General features: G+C 56.9%; 16 protein-coding genes. 11 read left to right on the top strand and 5 right to left on the bottom strand.

Annotation, left to right across the window (positions count from 1 at the left end):
• The first annotated feature begins 8 nt into the window (after nucleotides 1-8).
• Nucleotides 9-1,232, top strand: a complete 1,224-nt coding sequence (locus tag LIX15_RS21955; protein ID WP_227777475.1) for an MFS transporter — start codon at nucleotides 9-11, stop codon at nucleotides 1,230-1,232.
• 145 nt (nucleotides 1,233-1,377) lie between these two features.
• Here the strand turns inward: LIX15_RS21955 and LIX15_RS21960 are convergent, their stop codons facing one another.
• Nucleotides 1,378-1,725, bottom strand: coding sequence for a GMC family oxidoreductase N-terminal domain-containing protein (locus LIX15_RS21960; protein WP_345412705.1), 348 nt, complete (start codon nucleotides 1,723-1,725; stop codon nucleotides 1,378-1,380).
• Between the two features lie 304 nt (nucleotides 1,726-2,029).
• On the opposite strand from LIX15_RS21960, the gene LIX15_RS21965 reads away from it, so the two are divergent.
• Nucleotides 2,030-2,779: an IclR family transcriptional regulator gene (locus LIX15_RS21965; protein WP_227777477.1), complete on the top strand. Its 750-nt coding sequence runs from the start codon at nucleotides 2,030-2,032 to the stop codon at nucleotides 2,777-2,779.
• A gap of 366 nt (nucleotides 2,780-3,145) precedes the next feature.
• On the opposite strand, the gene LIX15_RS21970 is transcribed toward LIX15_RS21965, so the two are convergent.
• Together LIX15_RS21970 and LIX15_RS21975 are read right to left on the bottom strand one after the other, a co-directional pair.
• A complete protein-coding gene (locus tag LIX15_RS21970) occupies nucleotides 3,146-3,913 on the bottom strand; it encodes an IclR family transcriptional regulator (protein WP_227777478.1) in 768 nt (255 codons plus the stop codon).
• Between the two features lie 526 nt (nucleotides 3,914-4,439).
• The gene (locus LIX15_RS21975; RefSeq protein WP_227777479.1) at nucleotides 4,440-5,339 is read right to left on the bottom strand and encodes a UbiA family prenyltransferase; all 900 of its coding nucleotides are present in this window, start codon (nucleotides 5,337-5,339) and stop codon (nucleotides 4,440-4,442) included.
• 216 nt (nucleotides 5,340-5,555) lie between these two features.
• Between LIX15_RS21975 and LIX15_RS21980 the strand changes: the two genes are divergently transcribed.
• Nucleotides 5,556-7,097: a class I adenylate-forming enzyme family protein gene (locus LIX15_RS21980; protein ID WP_227777480.1), complete on the top strand. Its 1,542-nt coding sequence runs from the start codon at nucleotides 5,556-5,558 to the stop codon at nucleotides 7,095-7,097.
• Between the two features lie 16 nt (nucleotides 7,098-7,113).
• On the opposite strand, the gene LIX15_RS21985 is transcribed toward LIX15_RS21980, so the two are convergent.
• Both LIX15_RS21985 and LIX15_RS21990 read right to left on the bottom strand, forming a co-directional pair.
• A complete protein-coding gene (locus LIX15_RS21985; protein WP_227777481.1) occupies nucleotides 7,114-8,526 on the bottom strand; it encodes an SLC13 family permease in 1,413 nt (470 codons plus the stop codon).
• Nucleotides 8,527-8,797: 271 nt separating this feature from the next.
• Nucleotides 8,798-9,547: an ABC transporter ATP-binding protein gene (locus LIX15_RS21990; RefSeq protein WP_227777482.1), complete on the bottom strand. Its 750-nt coding sequence runs from the start codon at nucleotides 9,545-9,547 to the stop codon at nucleotides 8,798-8,800.
• A gap of 142 nt (nucleotides 9,548-9,689) precedes the next feature.
• Between LIX15_RS21990 and LIX15_RS21995 the strand changes: the two genes are divergently transcribed.
• The 8 genes from LIX15_RS21995 to LIX15_RS22030 all read left to right on the top strand — a co-directional run bounded on the left by LIX15_RS21995 (nucleotide 9,690) and on the right by LIX15_RS22030 (nucleotide 17,012).
• Complete coding sequence (locus LIX15_RS21995) at nucleotides 9,690-11,066, top strand: acetate--CoA ligase family protein (RefSeq protein ID WP_345412712.1); 1,377 nt, start codon at nucleotides 9,690-9,692, stop codon at nucleotides 11,064-11,066.
• Nucleotides 11,059-11,757, top strand: a complete 699-nt coding sequence (locus LIX15_RS22000) for an acetate--CoA ligase family protein (protein WP_227777484.1) — start codon at nucleotides 11,059-11,061, stop codon at nucleotides 11,755-11,757. The genes LIX15_RS21995 and LIX15_RS22000 overlap by 8 nt, the downstream gene beginning before the upstream one ends.
• Entirely contained in the window at nucleotides 11,754-12,161 is a 408-nt protein-coding gene (locus LIX15_RS22005) for an acyl-CoA thioesterase (RefSeq protein WP_227777485.1), read from the top strand. The genes LIX15_RS22000 and LIX15_RS22005 overlap by 4 nt, the downstream gene beginning before the upstream one ends.
• A gap of 99 nt (nucleotides 12,162-12,260) precedes the next feature.
• Nucleotides 12,261-12,431, top strand: a complete 171-nt coding sequence (locus LIX15_RS22010; RefSeq protein WP_227777486.1) for a hypothetical protein — start codon at nucleotides 12,261-12,263, stop codon at nucleotides 12,429-12,431.
• A gap of 115 nt (nucleotides 12,432-12,546) precedes the next feature.
• Nucleotides 12,547-13,629 (top strand): cupin domain-containing protein, encoded by a 1,083-nt coding sequence (locus tag LIX15_RS22015; protein WP_227777487.1) that lies wholly within the window; start codon nucleotides 12,547-12,549, stop codon nucleotides 13,627-13,629.
• 164 nt (nucleotides 13,630-13,793) lie between these two features.
• Nucleotides 13,794-15,056, top strand: coding sequence for an ABC transporter substrate-binding protein (locus tag LIX15_RS22020; RefSeq protein WP_227777488.1), 1,263 nt, complete (start codon nucleotides 13,794-13,796; stop codon nucleotides 15,054-15,056).
• Between the two features lie 43 nt (nucleotides 15,057-15,099).
• On the top strand, nucleotides 15,100-15,981 hold the full coding sequence (locus LIX15_RS22025; RefSeq protein WP_227777489.1) for a branched-chain amino acid ABC transporter permease: 882 nt from the start codon (nucleotides 15,100-15,102) through the stop codon (nucleotides 15,979-15,981).
• A complete protein-coding gene (locus LIX15_RS22030) occupies nucleotides 15,978-17,012 on the top strand; it encodes a branched-chain amino acid ABC transporter permease (RefSeq protein ID WP_227777490.1) in 1,035 nt (344 codons plus the stop codon). Before LIX15_RS22025 ends, LIX15_RS22030 begins: the two co-directional genes overlap by 4 nt.
• Nucleotides 17,013-17,029: the final 17 nt, after the last annotated feature.

A 17,029-nucleotide genomic window follows, 5' to 3' on the forward strand; every position in this document is an offset into this window, starting at 1 on the left:
GATTCCAAATGACGGCGTCTACCGAATCCCGTGACGAATCCGCGTATCCCCGCCGAGACGCTTCACCTCTCCGCCTTCTCGATCGTCCTGTATTCGTTATCGCACTCCTCGCAATCTCGGTGCTGGCGTCGGCCTACGAGATCTTTCCCGCTAGCATAGCGCCACTGATCAGTTCCGGCATGGGGATAGACAGGTCGATCGTAAGCTGGCTCGTGAGCGCCATGTTCGCCGTTGCGATCCCATTGAGCCTCCCGGCCGGGCGTTACATCGATCAAATTGGTTCACGTCGAGCGATTGTGATGGCGACAAGTCTCTTCGGTCTCGCCGGTGTCGGGAGCTGGTACTTCGCGTCGATCGGCGCGTACGCGCCGCTGCTCATCGCCAGAATAGTCGCCGGTGGGGGCTACATCTTGCTCTGGAATGCCGGTCTCAACGCGTTCGGCGAGTTCGAAAATCGGGCCACTTCGATGAGTTTGTTCGCTGCGAGCGGACCATTCGGGTTCGCCGTCGGCCAATTGACTGCGCCGTTACTGGCCGTCGGTGCGGGCTGGTCGAGCCCGTTTCTCGTTTATCCAGCGCTAATGATCGTCCCGGGACTTACGCTGCTCTCGACCACTGTCCCGAACTCGAAGAACCCCGACACTCCGCGATTCGATGAAGTCCATCGACTCCTCGCAAACGGCCCATTACTGCTTATCTGTGTCATGGGGTTCGTCTCGTACTCGCTGTACCTGTTCGTTAACACATGGCTTCCCAGCTACCTCGACACTGAACTCGGTTACACCGTCGTACAAAGCGGAGCACTCGTCGCCGTCTTCCCGCTCCTAGGAGCTTTCTCCCGAGTCTCTGGCGGGGTCATCGCCGACCGCCTCTTCGGTGGACGACGCCGGCCTATACTTCTCTGCTCGTTCCTGGTTTCCGGGCCACTCGTGGCGAGTTTCCTCGTCGTACGACGGATGGCTCTCCTCCTGGTGGTGCTATTCGTCACTGGCTACCTCATTCAGCTCAGCATTGGACTGTTCTACAGTTACGTTCCCGAACTGGTCGACGCACGATTCGTCACCGCGGCAATCGCCTTCCTCTCGGCAATCGGCCTTAGCGGCGCGTTCTTGACTCCGATCGTCGCGAGTCTGCTCGTCCAACACTTCGACCGCTACACGATCGCGTTCGCTTACGCCATCTGTCTGGCTGCGCTCGGGACGATCCTAGTTGTGATGTTCAACGAACATTAGTCCGTCTTTGCTATTCTAGAATATGATAATTCGGCGAGAAACGACGACTGATCTGCCTATCGATCCTCCCTATTCATGTCCGACGCCTTCTCGGCGATAGCGATTATGGACGCGTTGGTATTCCGCTCGTGATTCTTGAGATGATCTATGCGCCGACCGAACGTCGCTGACCTGCTTTCGAGTATTCGACGCCCATTGTCCGATCACCATCGAACAGTACGTGGGTCATTCGCGCATCGGTCTCCGCGGATAGGCTCGACCGGCCAGAGACGGGTTTCAGGTACGCTGCCGCAGCGCTGTGTCGCTGGCCGTCCTTCGGCGTGAGGTGAAAGGATCCGATCCCTGCTTGCCGTTCACCGTTAAAATCCGTGTTCCGTTCGAAGTGGACTTCCTCGCCCGCCTTGACACGCACCTGGGTCACGTCCGTGGACTCTGTTTTTCGAGGTTGAGCGGCTCGTCGGTACCGTGATACTCGGACGCATATGACGCACAAAGTACTTTTCTTCTAATCGTGGACAAACGAGAGGTATTCAGTTGCACGAAAATAGGGTAATCAACCGGTTTACGTCGGAAATTCGAAGAACACAATCTATCCGAAATATTCGAACGGTGCCGATGAGACATCCCTCATCAGGTTATAAAATCGGAATCCTCGTGATTACCCAATTATCGTTGAATTATCCCAGTTCTCATCGACGATCTCTCGTTACAATACTATGCTTGTAAAGTCAAACAGTCTTATCTGAATTCGTCCGAAATAACCGAACGATTATAAGAGCGAAAGCGGTAGTGATAGTATGGAACGAACATCCGCTCCGCTTCAAACGGTCGTCCGAGCCTTCGAAATCATTGAGCTACTGTGGGAGGAAAACATAACTGGGCCGTCAGATCTGGCCAGACAGATGGATATGCCTCGGAGTACGGCACACGACTACCTTCGAACGCTAGAGTCGACAGGGTACGTGATTAGAAGAGATGGACAATATCACGTAGGATACCGGTTCCTCGCCATGGGTAGTCGATTGAAACACAGAAACCGCCTATTCCATATCGCGAAACCGGTATTAGAACAGATAGCTTCCGAAACGGGTGAACTCGCGACCGTCAGCGTCGAGGAACGTGGTCGATGGGTTGTTCTCCACAATGAAAGCGGGTCACGGTCGTTGAACCTAGGCACATATCCGGGCCGACGGACGCCACTCCACTCACACGCTGCCGGAAAGGTCATACTGGCCCACCTTCCCGACGAAAATGTCGAGGAGATACTCGATACACACGGATTAGATCCGGTGACCGAAAACACGGTCACCGACGCCGAAACCCTGCGAGAAGAACTACAAACGATTCAGGACGACGGCTACGCTTTGGACTGCAACCAACAAATTCCTGGAATGTGCGTCGTTGCAGTACCCCTTCTCAACGACGCTAATGTACTCGGTTCCCTTTCTGTAGCGACCTCAACGGACAGGCTGAAAGATTCGGTCTATCGCTCTGAATTGATAGAACACGTTCGCCAGGGTGCGAACACGATCACCAACGAATACTAGCGGATCGCTGTAAAAGGACGTCGAAGTGATCAGAATATTCGCACTGCACCCGTTGGTCGGTCCATATGACGGAGTTTCTCAACTGAGATTTAGTCGGGATATTTCACGATGGCCGCTCTTCCTGATCTGGTAGAATTTCTTATTGTTACTTGTAGGAAACATACCGCCAGGAAATTCAACCGTTTTGTACTCTCTGTCCCCCGCAAATTCCCTAATTCATCTGCGGATTGCCACTACTGACCCGTTACGCATGGCTTCCTTCCAGGTAGCATTTGAAATACAATGGTTCGCTAATGGCGAACGATAGTAGATGCATCGAATTTCACCAGCCGTTGACACGGGTCAACCAACGAGATTGGACGGGAGTTACTGATACGCGAGATTAACCTCGATGTCATCCGCAGCTGTGATGAGATACTCTGCGAGTTTCTGCTCACGTTGATCCCGTTTGAAACGGTGTGCAGCGCCCGCTATCGATAAGGCTCCTTGGATTTCTCCATCGGAAATTAGTGGAACTCCGACCGCGTGAATTCCTGCGATGTCTTCGCCTTGGTTTACCGCATACCCTCGCTCGCGGATGTTTTCAAGTTCCGTCCGTAACGTATTAAGATCGGTGATAGTATTCTCCGTTTTCGTTGGGAGTCCGTGCTGATCGATGATATTGTCAATCTGTTCTGAAGGGAGGTTTGCCAGAATAGCCTTTCCACCTGAGTTATTGTGAAGATAGGTCCATGATCCAACAATGGATTCTTCACTAATCCCGGAGTCTCCCTTCTCCCCGTATAGGAACCAGCCGAGACCATTCTCTGGAATGATGAGCCAAACCATCTCGCCCGTTCTCTCCGCGAGTTCATGGATTTTCGACTTTGAAGCATGATAAATATCGTAGCTATCTCTGACGTACTCGCCGAAGTTTAGAAACTGGAGTCCGATGTGGTACGTGTCATTCCGTTTTACCACGTACCCGTGCTTGACCATCGTGTGGAGATGCTTGTGAATGGAACTTTTCGCCATATCTAGTTGCTTGGCGAGTTCAGTGACACCCGCACCGTCGGATTCCCTAAGCTGTTCAATTATAGCGAACAGCGTTTCGTCCGACTTGACCAAATTCGTTTCATTGGCGTTATTACCCATCGCCCAATGAATGGAGCGTTTTACACTTAAACGTTGGTGGCATCCACCGATTTTCGCAACGGGGGTTTTTGACGAACTGCCGACATTCTCGTTTTTCGTTTTGGAATTCAAATACGTGTTACTCTTGGGAGAATAATACAACGACCCACCTCATCTAGCGTTCGCTGACAGCGAATATTTGACGACTGTTGTCGAGGCACGCCCTGGAAATCAACTTGGCGATGGATTACAAACATAGCTCTGTAACGCCGTGTGTATGTCTCTCAAACTACCGAAAACCGAAAATCACGCCTTGAACTGAACACCCTGAAAAGGACAAAATTCGGTGGAATGGTAACACAGGTGTTCGCTGTGAGAGAACACATCAATCGATTTGTGAACTGGCTTCCGAAATCGCCGTAGTCAAACGATATTCTAAGAGAAAACAACCGAGTCGAGAGTTGAGCTGTGAGAAAAAAGGCATCAGTTAAGCTTCGCCAAACGGTAGTTGCAGTAAGACGTAGCAGCGGAACGATCCCCGCAGGTATCACACCCACAGGAGGGGGAGCTCGATGAGAGTGAATCGCAGAAGATCGAGAACCTGAATCACGCTACAATGTGTCGACCAGCAGTAGGTCGAAAAGAGGATCGCCGCGAATGGATACGTGAGAAACATTTGGACTCTGACTGTGCCGCGTCTCGACCCGACGAACCCTACACTAGCGGCGAACAGCGGGAGTACGCCAGCAACGGCCGTGATAGGCGGAAACAAGCCCGCGTTGACAAGCCCGACTACGAGCAATGAAGTCGAGAAGAAAAACGTAGCTGCAACCACATTCGCCGCATCGTTTCCGAGAAGAACGGGAACGGTGCGCTTTCCGATCGACTGATCGAATGTGTAATCGAGTCGGTCTGTGGATACCTTCACCCCCGAGAGAAGAACGACGAACATGACCGAAACACCAAGAATTCTAGCGGGTAGCTGCCCCGTTTGGACGAAATAGCCACCGACGACGGCCAGTCCTATACCGATTGGGTAATCGACGGTGACCGTGACCGGGTGCATATCGAGGTACGGCGCGTGCAGTAGGGCCAGTATCCACAACGGAGCCGTCACCAGTACAGCGGCGAGACTCGCATACCACCACAAGGCGACCATCGTTATTAGGAAACTAGCGCTCGTCATCCTTATCGCGACCTGATTTTCCCGAGGAGACAGGGTCGGTTGCTCTTCACCACGAACGTGGCCGTCGACGTATCCGTCTTTCAGGTGGGCCGTATACAGTGCGAGTCCAACGGCCCACCCGTGAAGTATCCCCGGAATGAGAGCGAACTCCTGGGCGAGCAAGCCCCCGAATAGGGATGTCGCGACAGCGGGAATCAGGAACACCGGCTTGACCTGCGACAAAAGCCCCCGACCGCTCGTACGGATGCGTTCAGTGTACATGGGAATCGTTGCGCGGCGCTGCACAAAAATCTGATCGTGATTGTTCGAGAATCCAGGTAGCGAATGGGGAAGATAGAGTCACCGATTTGCCGATTGCTCGGGTTGTATAAGAATGGCCCAGAATGGTGACGTTCGGTGGAAATAGACTGCCGTCACCGAAACGACCGTAACCATTAAGAGTAGAGATGGGCATGCTATAACATATCGTCTCATACCATGAAATACCTAGAGGCGTTCGAACGAACTGTTCGGACGCACGCTAACGATACGGCCATCGTCACTGACGACGGCGAGGAGTTCACTTATGACGAATTCGACCGGCGAAGCACCCAGCTGGCAAACGCTCTCGACGAGCGTATTCCCTCCGAGCAATGTGCGGTTCTTGCGGTCAACGGATTGCCCGCCGTAGAATCGATGATCGCCGGGCAGAAGCGCGGTGAAGCCACCGTACAACTACCCTTTAGGGGGAGTACTCTCGAACTGATTTCGATGGCGGAGACAGCAGACGCGGCAGGCTTGGTCTTCGACGATGCCAACGCGGATATTGGACTCGAGATGCTTGAGCAGGGTGAATTCGAGGTAGCCATTCACGCCGGGAAGCGGAATATCTCTCATGACGCTGTCGAATCGTACGAGGCGGTGCTCTCGGGAGTGGCCGAGGAGTTACGGGACGGGTTACCCGACGGTGACGAGTGTGCCGTCTTCTACACGAGCGGGACAACGAGCGAACCAAAGGCGGTCTGCTTCGACCAAGAGCAGATGTGGCTCGGAGCAACCCAGGTCGTCATGGAACACGGCATCGACATGACCGACATCGCAATCGTGACGACACCCTGGTACCACATGGTCACATCCGACGCGTGGCTCTACCCTCACCTCCTCGCGGGAGCGACGGTCGTTCTTCATTCGAGCTTCGAGCCAACGGAGGCACTCGAACTGATCGAGAAACACGATATCACGGGATTGCTCGCTGTCCCAACGCAATTAAACGGACTCAACGATGTCCAGGCCAAATTGGACTACGACGTCGATTCACTTTCGTATATTAGGACTGGTGGGTCGGTCGTCACCGAGGAGCTGATCGAGCGCACTGCTGCGCTACTTACCGAAAACGTCTACAACACGTACGGGATGACGGAAGGCGGGCCGAACTTGACATTTGCTCATCCGTCGGTTCAGGACGATCATCCAGGAACAATCGGCAAGGGGTCGTTCGTCTGGGAACTACGAGTGGTGGAGACGGCACCGTTGGATGAGCATCCGGATCCAACAGCAACTGTCAAGCCGGGTGAGTTGGGGGAAATCATCGTACGAGGTTCCGGACGGTCAGAGGGATACATCGATAACAAACGCGCCGAACGGAGGTCGTATTTTGGCGACTGGCTCAGGACGCGCGACGTCGCCCGAATCGACGAAGACGGGTTCCTCTACATCGTCGACCGCGTTGACAACATGGTCATCAGCGGTGGGGAGAACATCTACCCGACCGAAGTCGAACGAGCGTTGGGCTCTCACGACGACGTCCGGGAGGTTTGCGTTGTCGGACTAGACGACGACCACTGGGGACAGATCGTTACCGCCGTGGTTGTCACCAACGTCCCCGTCAATGAAGACGAACTTGACGCGTTCTGCAAGAATCACGAGTCGCTGGCCGACTTCAAGCGTCCGCGTCAGTACGCTATCATCACTGAGACGCTGCCGCGATCCGATACCGGAACGATACAGCGAGAGCGCGTCATCGAGCAACACTTCGGCTGACTGCACGCTATCGGCTTCAGAAGACGAGCGCAAACGCGACAGCTTGAATCGGGAGAAGGATGCCGAACGTGAGGAGCGATCCCAGCGCCGCCATCCGGATCACTTCTCCAGAGTCCGCCATATCGAGTCCGAGGATGGCGATGAGAACCGCCGATTGGTACGGGAAGAAGTAGCTGTTCAAGACGACGGCTTCGACCATCACGACCGGGAGGAGGGGAATGCCAGCGCCGGAAGTGAACGCCGTCAGTATCGGAGTCAGCACGCTCGCCGCCGCGAGCCCTTCCATCATGAAGACGAGGACGACCGATGCGATCGAGACGACCGTCAGCACGACGACGAGCGACGCGTCGCCTGAGAGATTCGATAGAATGGCCTTGGCCGCGAGGTCGGTGAACGCCGTTCGTTGCAACCCTTCGGCGATGGCGAAGATAGCCCCGAGAAAGAAAATGATGGAGAAGTCGGCCTCTGCTAGCGTCTCGGATTCGACGACGCCGATTTTGGGGGCAAACGTCAGGAGTGCGACGAGGAGTGCGCCGTACAGCGGGTGGAGGCCGTGGAAGGAGTCGGTTGCCCAGACGGCGACGCCCAGAAGGAGAAATCCCAGCATCCGTCTCTCGTCGGACGTCATCTCAAACGCGTCTTCGGACTCGGCAGGTCGAGCGATCGAGCGCGAGTTCCGCGGTCGATACAAGAAATAAGCGATGGCGATAATCGCAACGGTACGACCGACGCCCATTATCGGCCCCATCCACAGCAGCCATTCGGTCCAGCTAATGGAGACGCCCACGTTCGCCTCGACTATACCGGTGATGATGATGTTAGCGAGCGATCCCGTGAGGACGCCCGACGATCCGTAGAAGGTGGCGAAAAGCGGTCCCAAGAAGATGCCCACTTTCGCCCGACGTTCCTCGAACAGTTCACCGATGGAGATGAGGACGGGGCCGAGGATGAGCACGCGCACAACCGACGATGGAATCAGGACGGTGAGTAGTAAACTGGCGAACGACAGTGTAACGAGCAGATATCGATACGCGGCGACATTCTTGTCGAATCGGGCCGCCGGCATCCGCCTTAGCACCCACCGTTCGATGAGGTCCGCTAATCCGCTCGTTCGCGTCGCTTCCCCGATGAGGATGCCGAGTACGATAAGCCAAGTGGCGGGTGACCGGAAGCCGACAAGGGCAACCTCCGTCGAGAACGTAACGCCGATGAGACCGATACAGACGAGCCCAGTGAACCAGGGCTTGACGGGAGATCCGATCCAGAGGCTGACGCAGAGGACGGTGATGGCGACCATCCCCGCCGTGTCGCCGGAAACTGGCGCGTAGAGAAGGACGGCAACGGACACACCGAGTCCTACCGGAAGTGAGACCCACGACCGGTCGATGTCCGGTATCGAGAGTGCGGAGAGAGTGGACGAGTGATCCATGGTGGAAACCGATTACGTATCATCTCGCACCCAATCACAATTATCTTTCTGAAAGTAGCGACCCATGTGATCGGAACCCGTCGAAAAAAGTTCTAGTCGGAGTGCTCCTACACCTGATGGATATGATAACTGAGATCCAATCCGGATTGTAGGACGTGACCGTTCGACAGAGTGGCAACTCCCGCTACCGCGTGTTCCTGTTCGACGGTGCGCGACCGACGTTCGTCGAATTCAACGGCAAGCCGTAGTGAACTGGTTGGGTGACACACTATCAGTCGCCGCTAATTGGATTCGAGGCGTCACGGTTCCCGCTCTCGCCGAGATACGCCTCGATAACGCGGTCATTGTTCTGGATCTTGTCCGGGGTATCCTCCGCGATGAGCCGACCGTTGTCCAGCACGAAGATACGTTCACTAACGGTCATCAATGCGCGCATGACATGGTCGATGAGGAAGATGGTCTTTCCTCGCGCTTTGATATCGTAGATGAGGTCGATAATCTCCTCGGTCTCGTCCGAATCGAGTCCCCCCGCGACCTCGTCGAATAGGAGCACGTCGGGATCTGTGGCGAGGACGCGAGCGATCTCGAGGCGTTTGAGTGCACCGACGCTGAGGGTGTCGGGTGGATCATGGGCTGCGTCCGCAAGTCTGACAAACTCTAGCGCCTTGTAGGCGCGCTCCTCTGGATCGTCGGGGTCGCGACCGCCGAACTGCGCCCCGACGGTGGCGTTCTCGAGCAGCGTTAGATTCTCGAACGGTCGAACGATCTGGTGAGTCTTGACCAGACCCCGGTGACAGATTCGGTGGGGCGACATTCCGGTGATGTCGTCGCCGTTGAAGACGACTCGACCCTCCGTCGGTTCGTGGATGCCAGTGAGTAGCCGAAAGAGCGTTGTCTTCCCGGCCCCGTTCGGGCCGATGAGTCCGACGGACTCGCCGCGTTCGACGGAGAATGTCACGTCGTCCACGGCGACGACGCCACCGAATCGTTTCGTGAGTCCCTGTCCTTCAAGTAGCGCCATTCTGTGGGCGATTGGCGACCCATTCGCATAAACTTACTCCCGAATCGGGGCAGACGAGAACGATCAGTTCAGGTCGCAGATGGAAACGTTACGTCTGAGAATCGGGGAAAACGATATGGTGGTCATCCGAATAGAGGTAGCTGTGAATCTCCAGAGACTGTTCAACCCCGACAGTATTGCGGTCATCGGGGCCTCACAGACCGAGGGAAAGATCGGCTACGAGGCGATGGCGAACGTGACTGCGTTCAGTGGTTCCATCTACCCCGTCAATCCGTCTTCGTCGGGAATGGTATTTGGCGAATCGTTCGTCGCCTCCGTCACGGAAGTCGATGATACCATCGACCTCGCCTTGCTGTGCGTTCCCGGGCCTGTTGTTCCGGACGTACTCGAAGAGTGTGGCGAAGCCAACGTCGGAGGTGCCGTCATCTACGCCGGCGGCTTCGCCGAGGCCGGCGAGGAGGGTGAACGCCTCCAGGAACGCGTCGTCGAGATCGCAACTGAGCACGATATATCGCTTCTCGGGCCGAATACGAGCGGATTCGTCGTCCCGAGCGAGGAACTGTTTGCCTCGTTCGCGAGTGGCGTCGAGCGGATACGAGCAGGGAATGTCGCGGTCGTCGCTCAAAGTGGCGGCGTCGCTCACGTTCTCGCCTTCCAGGCTCGTCGCGAGAACTACGGGTTGTCGGCGATGGTCGGGCTCGGAAATCGTGCCAACGTCGATTTTCGGGAGGTCGTCTCGTACTTCGATGCGGATGAGCGAACTGACGCGATACTTCTGCACGTCGAGGGCACAGATGACGGTCGTGGATTACTCGAAACGTGTCGTGACGCCGAGACGCCGGTGGTCTCCTACAAGGTGGGAAAGACCGATGTCGGCGACTTCGCCGAGTCACACACCGGAGCGCTTACGGGGGAGCACGAACTGTACATGGCGGGATTCGAGCAGTATGGCGTCCTGACGGTCGAATCGACGAGCGAACTAATCGATGCGGGCGTCGCACTCGGACGTTCGCCCACCCCTTCCGGACTGAACGTCGGCGTCGTGACGGCACAAGCCGGCCCCGGAATCATCATTGCCGACCGCATTCAGCGGGCTGGCGGTAACCTCCCAGAACTGACGGCGGCGACCCAAGAGCGTCTTGAAGAACTCCTCCCCGGAATCACGTACTCCGGAAATCCCGTCGACACCGGGCGGCCCATGCCGGAGTTTGGCGAGGTCGTGTCCGCCGTCGCGGAGGACGAACAGGTCGATATCGTCCTCGTATATGAACTATTCGAGGAGGCGTTGGGCTTCCCGCTCAACAAACTCGACGGCTTAGCCGAAGGTGTCGACAAACCGGTTCTGTTCGCCACGGACGGCATGGAGGAAGATATGACAGACGACCTCGCATCGCTCCGTGCGGCAAACATCCCTGTGTTTACCTCGCCCGAGCGCGGCGCGGAAGCTGCTGCCCTGCTCGCTGAGTACGCCGTACTCTCCGATGCCGCCGATCGAACGGAGGTGAACGCGAATGTCTGATCCCATCGCAACGGCGCGGGCGGACGGGCGGACGATCCTGACCGAGGCGGAAAGCAAGTCGCTGCTCGCGAACGCTGACGTAATGACTCCTGCGTTCCGCATCGCGGAAGACGCAGAGGCGGCCGTCGAGTCTGCCGAAGCCATCGGCTATCCCGTCGTCGTAAAAGTCTCCGCTCCGTCGATCGTCCACAAGAGTGAGTGGGCCGACAGCGTCGGCGTAGCGCTCGGACTGGAGACCGGAGACGCAGTCCACGAGGCCGCTCAAACGATCCTCGATGCTGCGACAGCGGCGGAAATCGAGGCGAATGTCCTCGTCGAAGCGGCGCACGATACGGATTCAAGTACCGAGGTCATCGTCGGCGCCCTGCGAGATCCGTCGTTTGGTCCCGTCGTGCTGGTAGGGCTCGGTGGCGTCTTTACGGAAGTGTTTGCGGATACCAGTCACCGTCTCGCGCCGATCGACCGAGCGGAAGCTCGGTCGGCGATCGAAGAACTACAGGCAATACGCATCCTCGACGGCTACCGTGGAAGGCCGCCAGCCGATGTATCGGCACTCGCGGATGTCATCAAGCGCGTCGGGGATCTTGTTGTTGACTACAAAGCGATCGCGGAGGTGGACGTCAATCCTGTGCTGGCGACCGACACCGGCGCCGTAGCATTGGACGCCGCCGTCGTTCTTCAGGAGGAATGACCATGTACGAGCGAACTTGGACAGTGCGATTTTCGGACACCGATCCCTTCGGTATTGCCCACTACCCCCGCATCGTTGACGCCATCCACGAGACGTCCGATATGTTCATGGAAGCGATAGGCTGGCCGTTCTGGGAGATATCTCAGGAGTACGGATTCGGCCTCCCGCTCGTAGAGATGAACTTCGAGTTCGAGAACCCTGTCGAAGCCGGCGATGACGTCACCATCGAACTGACGCCAACGCTCGGGAACCGGAGCGTGAAGTTCGAGTACGTCGCACGCTGCGGCGGCAAAGTGGCGTTCTCCGGGTACGAACAGCGCGTCTGCGCTCGCACCGGCGGTGAGGGCGCGATCGAACTCCCCGAGGATCTCCGTGAAGCGATGGATGCGTACACCGACGACTGACCGCCGCTTCGACCACTCGGGTTCTCCCCACGTCGGACGGCCGATACAATCACAGCCGCGGACGATGCGCTTTTAGTACTTCCACCGTAATGGAATCACATGGCCGAATTCGACAACATCTACGCCGAGGAAAATCCGTTCGTCCAAGCGCACTTTGACTGCTTGAGCTGCGGCGGGAAGCTCTGGGAGTATGCAATCCAGGGGCAGATGGTCTGCGAAGACTGTCGGGCGGTCTTCCCTTCCGGGGAAATTTTCGATGCACAGACGTAGCTCTGCGGGAAGGCAACTTTCGACCTGCCGGCCGTCACACTCGCAGGCGAATGGGGTATCCCGACCGGTAGATGCGTCCACTACACTTATGGTGAATCTGCGATAATCATTGACTATGGCTCAGCAAGAACCAGAGGAACTCTTGGAGCTGAGTTCCGACACACAGAACATCCTAGAAGACCACGGTCTCCGCCCGCTCTGGGAGGTGGAGGACGACTTCGGAAACGTCTACGACGACCTCGAGGCCGACATCTGGAAGTGGCAGGACATCCAGACCGCCATCGATAGCATCGAGGAAGACGTCCCGATTGCCGACCTGCCACCAGGCTTCCAGCGGCGGGTCGCCGTTCCGATTAATACTGCGATCGGGAACGCGATCTCGAACACGATCTACGTCGGCGTCCAGACGGTCTCGCCGGGAGAAACCGCTCCCTCCCATCGGCACTCGGCCAACGCCCTTCGGTTCGCCATCGACGGCAACGAGGAGATGAAGACGGTCGTCGCCGGCGAGGAGTTCCCGATGGAAGACAACGACCTCATCACGACGCCCCAGTGGGAGTGGCACGACCACGTCAACGACTCCGACGAGACGGCCGCGTGGCTTGACGTCCTCGATCTACCGCTCTTCTTGGACTCGCTGAACAAGCGACAGGCTTTCGAGAACCACGAACTCGAACGCCAACCCGTCACGAAGACCCAGGGGTACTGGGACTCCCAGTACGGTCGCGGCCGTCCCGCGAATGAGAAGACGAATGGTTCAATCCCGGGGCCGTTCGAGGGCATCCGCGAGGCGACGCCGCCGTACCGTTTCGGCTGGGACGAGATGCTTGCGACACTCCGCCAGCGAGCGGACAACGACGACCCCGACCCGCACGACGGGTACAGCCTCGCCTATGTCAATCCGGCGACGGGGAAGGAGCCGCTGTTCCCGACGATGTCGTTTCGCGCGCAGTTGCTCAACGAGGGGCCGACGGATCCGCACTTCCACAACTCGACGGAAGTGTACTTCGTCATCGAAGGGGAAGGAGCGACCCATGTCGGCGACGAGGCGTTGGAGTGGAGCAAGTGGGATATCTTCGTCGTGCCGCCGGACGAGATCCATCACCACGAACCAGACGACGAGGCGATCCTCCTCGGTATGAGTGACCGTCCGGTGTTCGAGGCATTCAACTTCTATGCCGAGGCCCAACCGTCCTGACAACCTCCGCTGTGAGAAAACTGCTCTTCTTTGATTTCACGGGTTTGCACGGCGAGTAACTTAGGACTTGACTGGAGCGGTTCCACGGATCATATTACTCGTCGTTCCTTCGCGAGAGATTCATATACATTTATAACCGACTATTCGAATTGGAATAGCATAGCATGGCAGACACTACCAGGCAGAGTAGACGGAGCTATATCAAAGCGACCACCGCTACCGGGGCTGTCACATTCGGTGGCCTCGCAGGGTGCCTCGAAAGTATCGGGAACGGTGGCGGCGGCCAGGGCGGCTCTGATTCGATCGTCATCGCAGCCACCATCCCCGAAAGCGGCCAATTCTCGTCGCTCGGTCAAGATCTCAAGCGTGGCTACAACCTCGGTGTCAAGCAGATGAACGAGCAGGTGGATCAAGAAGTCAAACTCATCCTCAAAGATGACAAAAGCGACCCCGTGGAGGTTCGCAAGCAGCTCCAGCAAATCACGAGTAACAATGACGTAACTATGATCTGGGGAAGCTTCTCCAGCCTGCTCGTGACCGCCGGGAGCGCATACGCCGAGAATCAGAACGTCCCTTTCCTCGGCGCGTTCTTCGCCTACGAGCAACCGCACCGCAACGAAGGTTACGAGTGGACATTCTCCCCGTTCCCGAAATCGCGTGACGTAGCGCGGTCAACGAAGGGAATTCTCGGACTCATCCCAGAGAACGAACGGCCGACCAAAGTCGGAATTTGGGAGCCGAACTCGGGATGGGGTAACGAGCAGTCCAATGCCTGGGAAGAGACGCTTACCGAGGAAGGCTACGAGGTCGTTCTGCGGAATAAGTTCGAGATCGGGGCCAAGGACTTCTCGACGTTAATCTCCCAATCAAAGAGTAACGGGGTTGAGATCCTGCTCTCCGTCCCGACGCCTCCAGGTGGTATCACAGCCGTCAAACAGATGCGAGATAATGGATGGTCACCGAAAGTCCTGAAATTCGTTCGTGGCGCGGATCCGTCTGCCTGGTGGTCATCTCTCGGAAAAGACGGAGCCTACGCACTAATGTGTCCCGGCTGGGTGCCAGGATTGACGGGTAACGGCAACGAGGAACTGTGGAATTCGTACAGCGATGCGCACAACCTCGGCGAGAACGAACTTATCCCCGTCGCCGTCGGCGGTTCGTACAACGTCGCCCAAGTGGCCTCTCAGGCCGTTCAAGCCGCCAGTTCGACCTCCCCGAAGGACATCCAGAGAGCGCTACGGCAGGAGACGTTCAAGACGGTTATCGGCAATTTCAGCTTCGAGAAGAACGGCCTGCCGACAGAGGGTGAACTCACTGCGCCGACGGGGCAGTGGTGGAAGGGCGGCCAACGCTTGGCGTACCCGAAAGCGGATTCGGAGCGAGCGATCGACTTCAAGCGACCGATTCCGGCCTGGAACCAGAGATGAACTCGCTCTCTAATCATGTCCACAACATCCCTAACTCCAAACTATGCCGACAAATGAATTAATACTACAGACGTTCGTCAACGGTCTCCTCCTTGGAGGAATCTACGCCGTTGCAGCCCTCGGTCTGTCGCTCGTATTTGGTATCATGGATATCGTGAATCTCGCTCACGGACACATGCTCATGATCGGCGGTTACGTCGCAATCGTTCTGTTTACGGCGGTCGGTATCACCCCACTCGTCGGTATGGTCGTCGCGATCGGACTTATGTTCGTCCTTGGGATGGCACTCCAAAAAGTTCTGCTCGAGCACGTCGTCGATAAGGGACTCGAACAGCCAATCATCGTGCTGTTCGGACTGGCCCTCATGTTGCAGAACCTTGGGCAGTATTTCCTCGGCGGTGATTCCCAATCAACGAATCTCGGGATTCCCGGGAGCGGCTTAGAGATCGGCTCCGTGTTCCTCTCGTTTCCGAGGACAGTGACCTTCGTCATTGCGCTGATTCTCATCTTCGGGACGTGGATCTTCCTTCGATACTCCACAACAGGAGCGGCAATTCGAGCCACCGCACAGAACCGTACCGCTGCAAAGTACATGGGCATCGACACGAATCGCATCTACATCGTTACGCTGGGAATCGGGACGGCACTCGCGGGTGCAGCTGGGGCACTGCTCTCGATGCTGTTCCCCATCGATCCGTACGTCGGCTGGTCGTACCTGCTGAAAGCGTTCGCGGTCGTCGTCCTCGGTGGCGTTGGGAGTGTCATCGGGACACTTGTAGGAGGCCTTATACTAGGCATCTCGGAAAACCTCGGCGCGCTCTACCTCGGCGGCGGCTATCGGGACGTCATCAGTTTCTCTATCTTCCTTGCGGTGCTACTCTTGCGGCCCCAAGGGTTGTTCGGCTCGGGCGGGGGTGACACATGAACGCCCCGGAACGCCGTTCCGACGAACCGAAGTTCGGCTATCGACGAATACTTGCGGTGAGCGTACTCGTTGTGTTGCTGCTCGCTGTCGTGCCATTCGTCACGAACGCATCCATCACCGAGATCGCGTTCACCGGGCTGGTGTTCGTCATGCTCGGCGTTTCGTGGAATCTCCTCGCCGGCTACGCAGGACAGATCTCGCTGGGCCATGCGGCGTTCTTCGGTATGGGTGCGTTTGTCTCGGCCTGGGTGACGACACCCGCAAGAGCGGGCCTTCCCACGAGCCTCGAGATGCCGATTCTGGTCTCGCTACCCGTCGGTGGGCTTGCGGCGGCGATCATCGCGCTCGTCATCGGACCGATCATGTTCCGGTTACGCGGCCACTACTTCGCAATCGGAACGCTTGCACTCGCCGCCATTATACAGCTCCTCATGCTCGACCAGCGCCAGTTCACCGGTGGGTCGACCGGCTACTACATCGATAGCGATGTTCTTCCCGAGGTGATGTTTATCGTTGCATTATTCGCAACCGTCCTAACGGTGGCGGTCACGTACCAGATCACCCGGAGTTCCCCCGGACTCGCAATGAAGGCGATCCACAGCGACGAATCGGCAGCGAGTAGCCTCGGGGTCAACCCACTTAAATACAAAATGTATGCGTTCGTGGTATCATCGTTCTTCGCCGGGCTCACTGGGGCCCTCTACGCACAGTACACGCTGTACGTTAACCCCGAAACCACACTCGGTGTCGTCTGGACGATCGATACGTTAGTGATCGTCATCCTTGGTGGGATGGGGTCGATGGCGGGTCCTATCTTTGGTGCTTTTCTGTTCCTAGGGCTCGACAATGCTCTGACCCCGCTCGTCGGCGGACTCGCGACCAGCGTGGAGGGGTTCCTAATCATCCTGATTATAATCTTCCTCCCGAACGGCCTCTACGGGGTTATCCGCAAGCGATTCCTCGAAAAGTCGGACGAGGCGACTTCACTCAGTTCCGATCAGCCGACGGCAGGACATTCCGAGGAGCAATAACCGTCCGAGGTTCATTT

Source organism: Haladaptatus pallidirubidus (genome assembly GCF_020700235.1).
Classification (GTDB): domain Archaea; phylum Halobacteriota; class Halobacteria; order Halobacteriales; family Haladaptataceae; genus Haladaptatus; species Haladaptatus pallidirubidus.

Bases quoted from the DNA above. Each gene is read 5' to 3' on its own strand.
- LIX15_RS21955 (WP_227777475.1), top strand. From the start codon at position 9: ATGACGGCGTCTACCGAATCCCGTGACGAATCCGCGTATCCCCGCCGA.
- LIX15_RS21965 (WP_227777477.1), top strand. From the start codon at position 2,030: ATGGAACGAACATCCGCTCCGCTTCAAACGGTCGTCCGAGCCTTCGAA.
- LIX15_RS21970 (WP_227777478.1), bottom strand. From the start codon at position 3,913: ATGGGTAATAACGCCAATGAAACGAATTTGGTCAAGTCGGACGAAACG.
- LIX15_RS21975 (WP_227777479.1), bottom strand. From the start codon at position 5,339: ATGTACACTGAACGCATCCGTACGAGCGGTCGGGGGCTTTTGTCGCAG.
- LIX15_RS21980 (WP_227777480.1), top strand. From the start codon at position 5,556: ATGAAATACCTAGAGGCGTTCGAACGAACTGTTCGGACGCACGCTAAC.
- LIX15_RS21985 (WP_227777481.1), bottom strand. From the start codon at position 8,526: ATGGATCACTCGTCCACTCTCTCCGCACTCTCGATACCGGACATCGAC.
- LIX15_RS21990 (WP_227777482.1), bottom strand. From the start codon at position 9,547: ATGGCGCTACTTGAAGGACAGGGACTCACGAAACGATTCGGTGGCGTC.
- LIX15_RS22000 (WP_227777484.1), top strand. From the start codon at position 11,059: ATGTCTGATCCCATCGCAACGGCGCGGGCGGACGGGCGGACGATCCTG.
- LIX15_RS22005 (WP_227777485.1), top strand. From the start codon at position 11,754: ATGACCATGTACGAGCGAACTTGGACAGTGCGATTTTCGGACACCGAT.
- LIX15_RS22010 (WP_227777486.1), top strand. From the start codon at position 12,261: ATGGCCGAATTCGACAACATCTACGCCGAGGAAAATCCGTTCGTCCAA.
- LIX15_RS22015 (WP_227777487.1), top strand. From the start codon at position 12,547: ATGGCTCAGCAAGAACCAGAGGAACTCTTGGAGCTGAGTTCCGACACA.
- LIX15_RS22020 (WP_227777488.1), top strand. From the start codon at position 13,794: ATGGCAGACACTACCAGGCAGAGTAGACGGAGCTATATCAAAGCGACC.
- LIX15_RS22025 (WP_227777489.1), top strand. From the start codon at position 15,100: ATGCCGACAAATGAATTAATACTACAGACGTTCGTCAACGGTCTCCTC.
- LIX15_RS22030 (WP_227777490.1), top strand. From the start codon at position 15,978: ATGAACGCCCCGGAACGCCGTTCCGACGAACCGAAGTTCGGCTATCGA.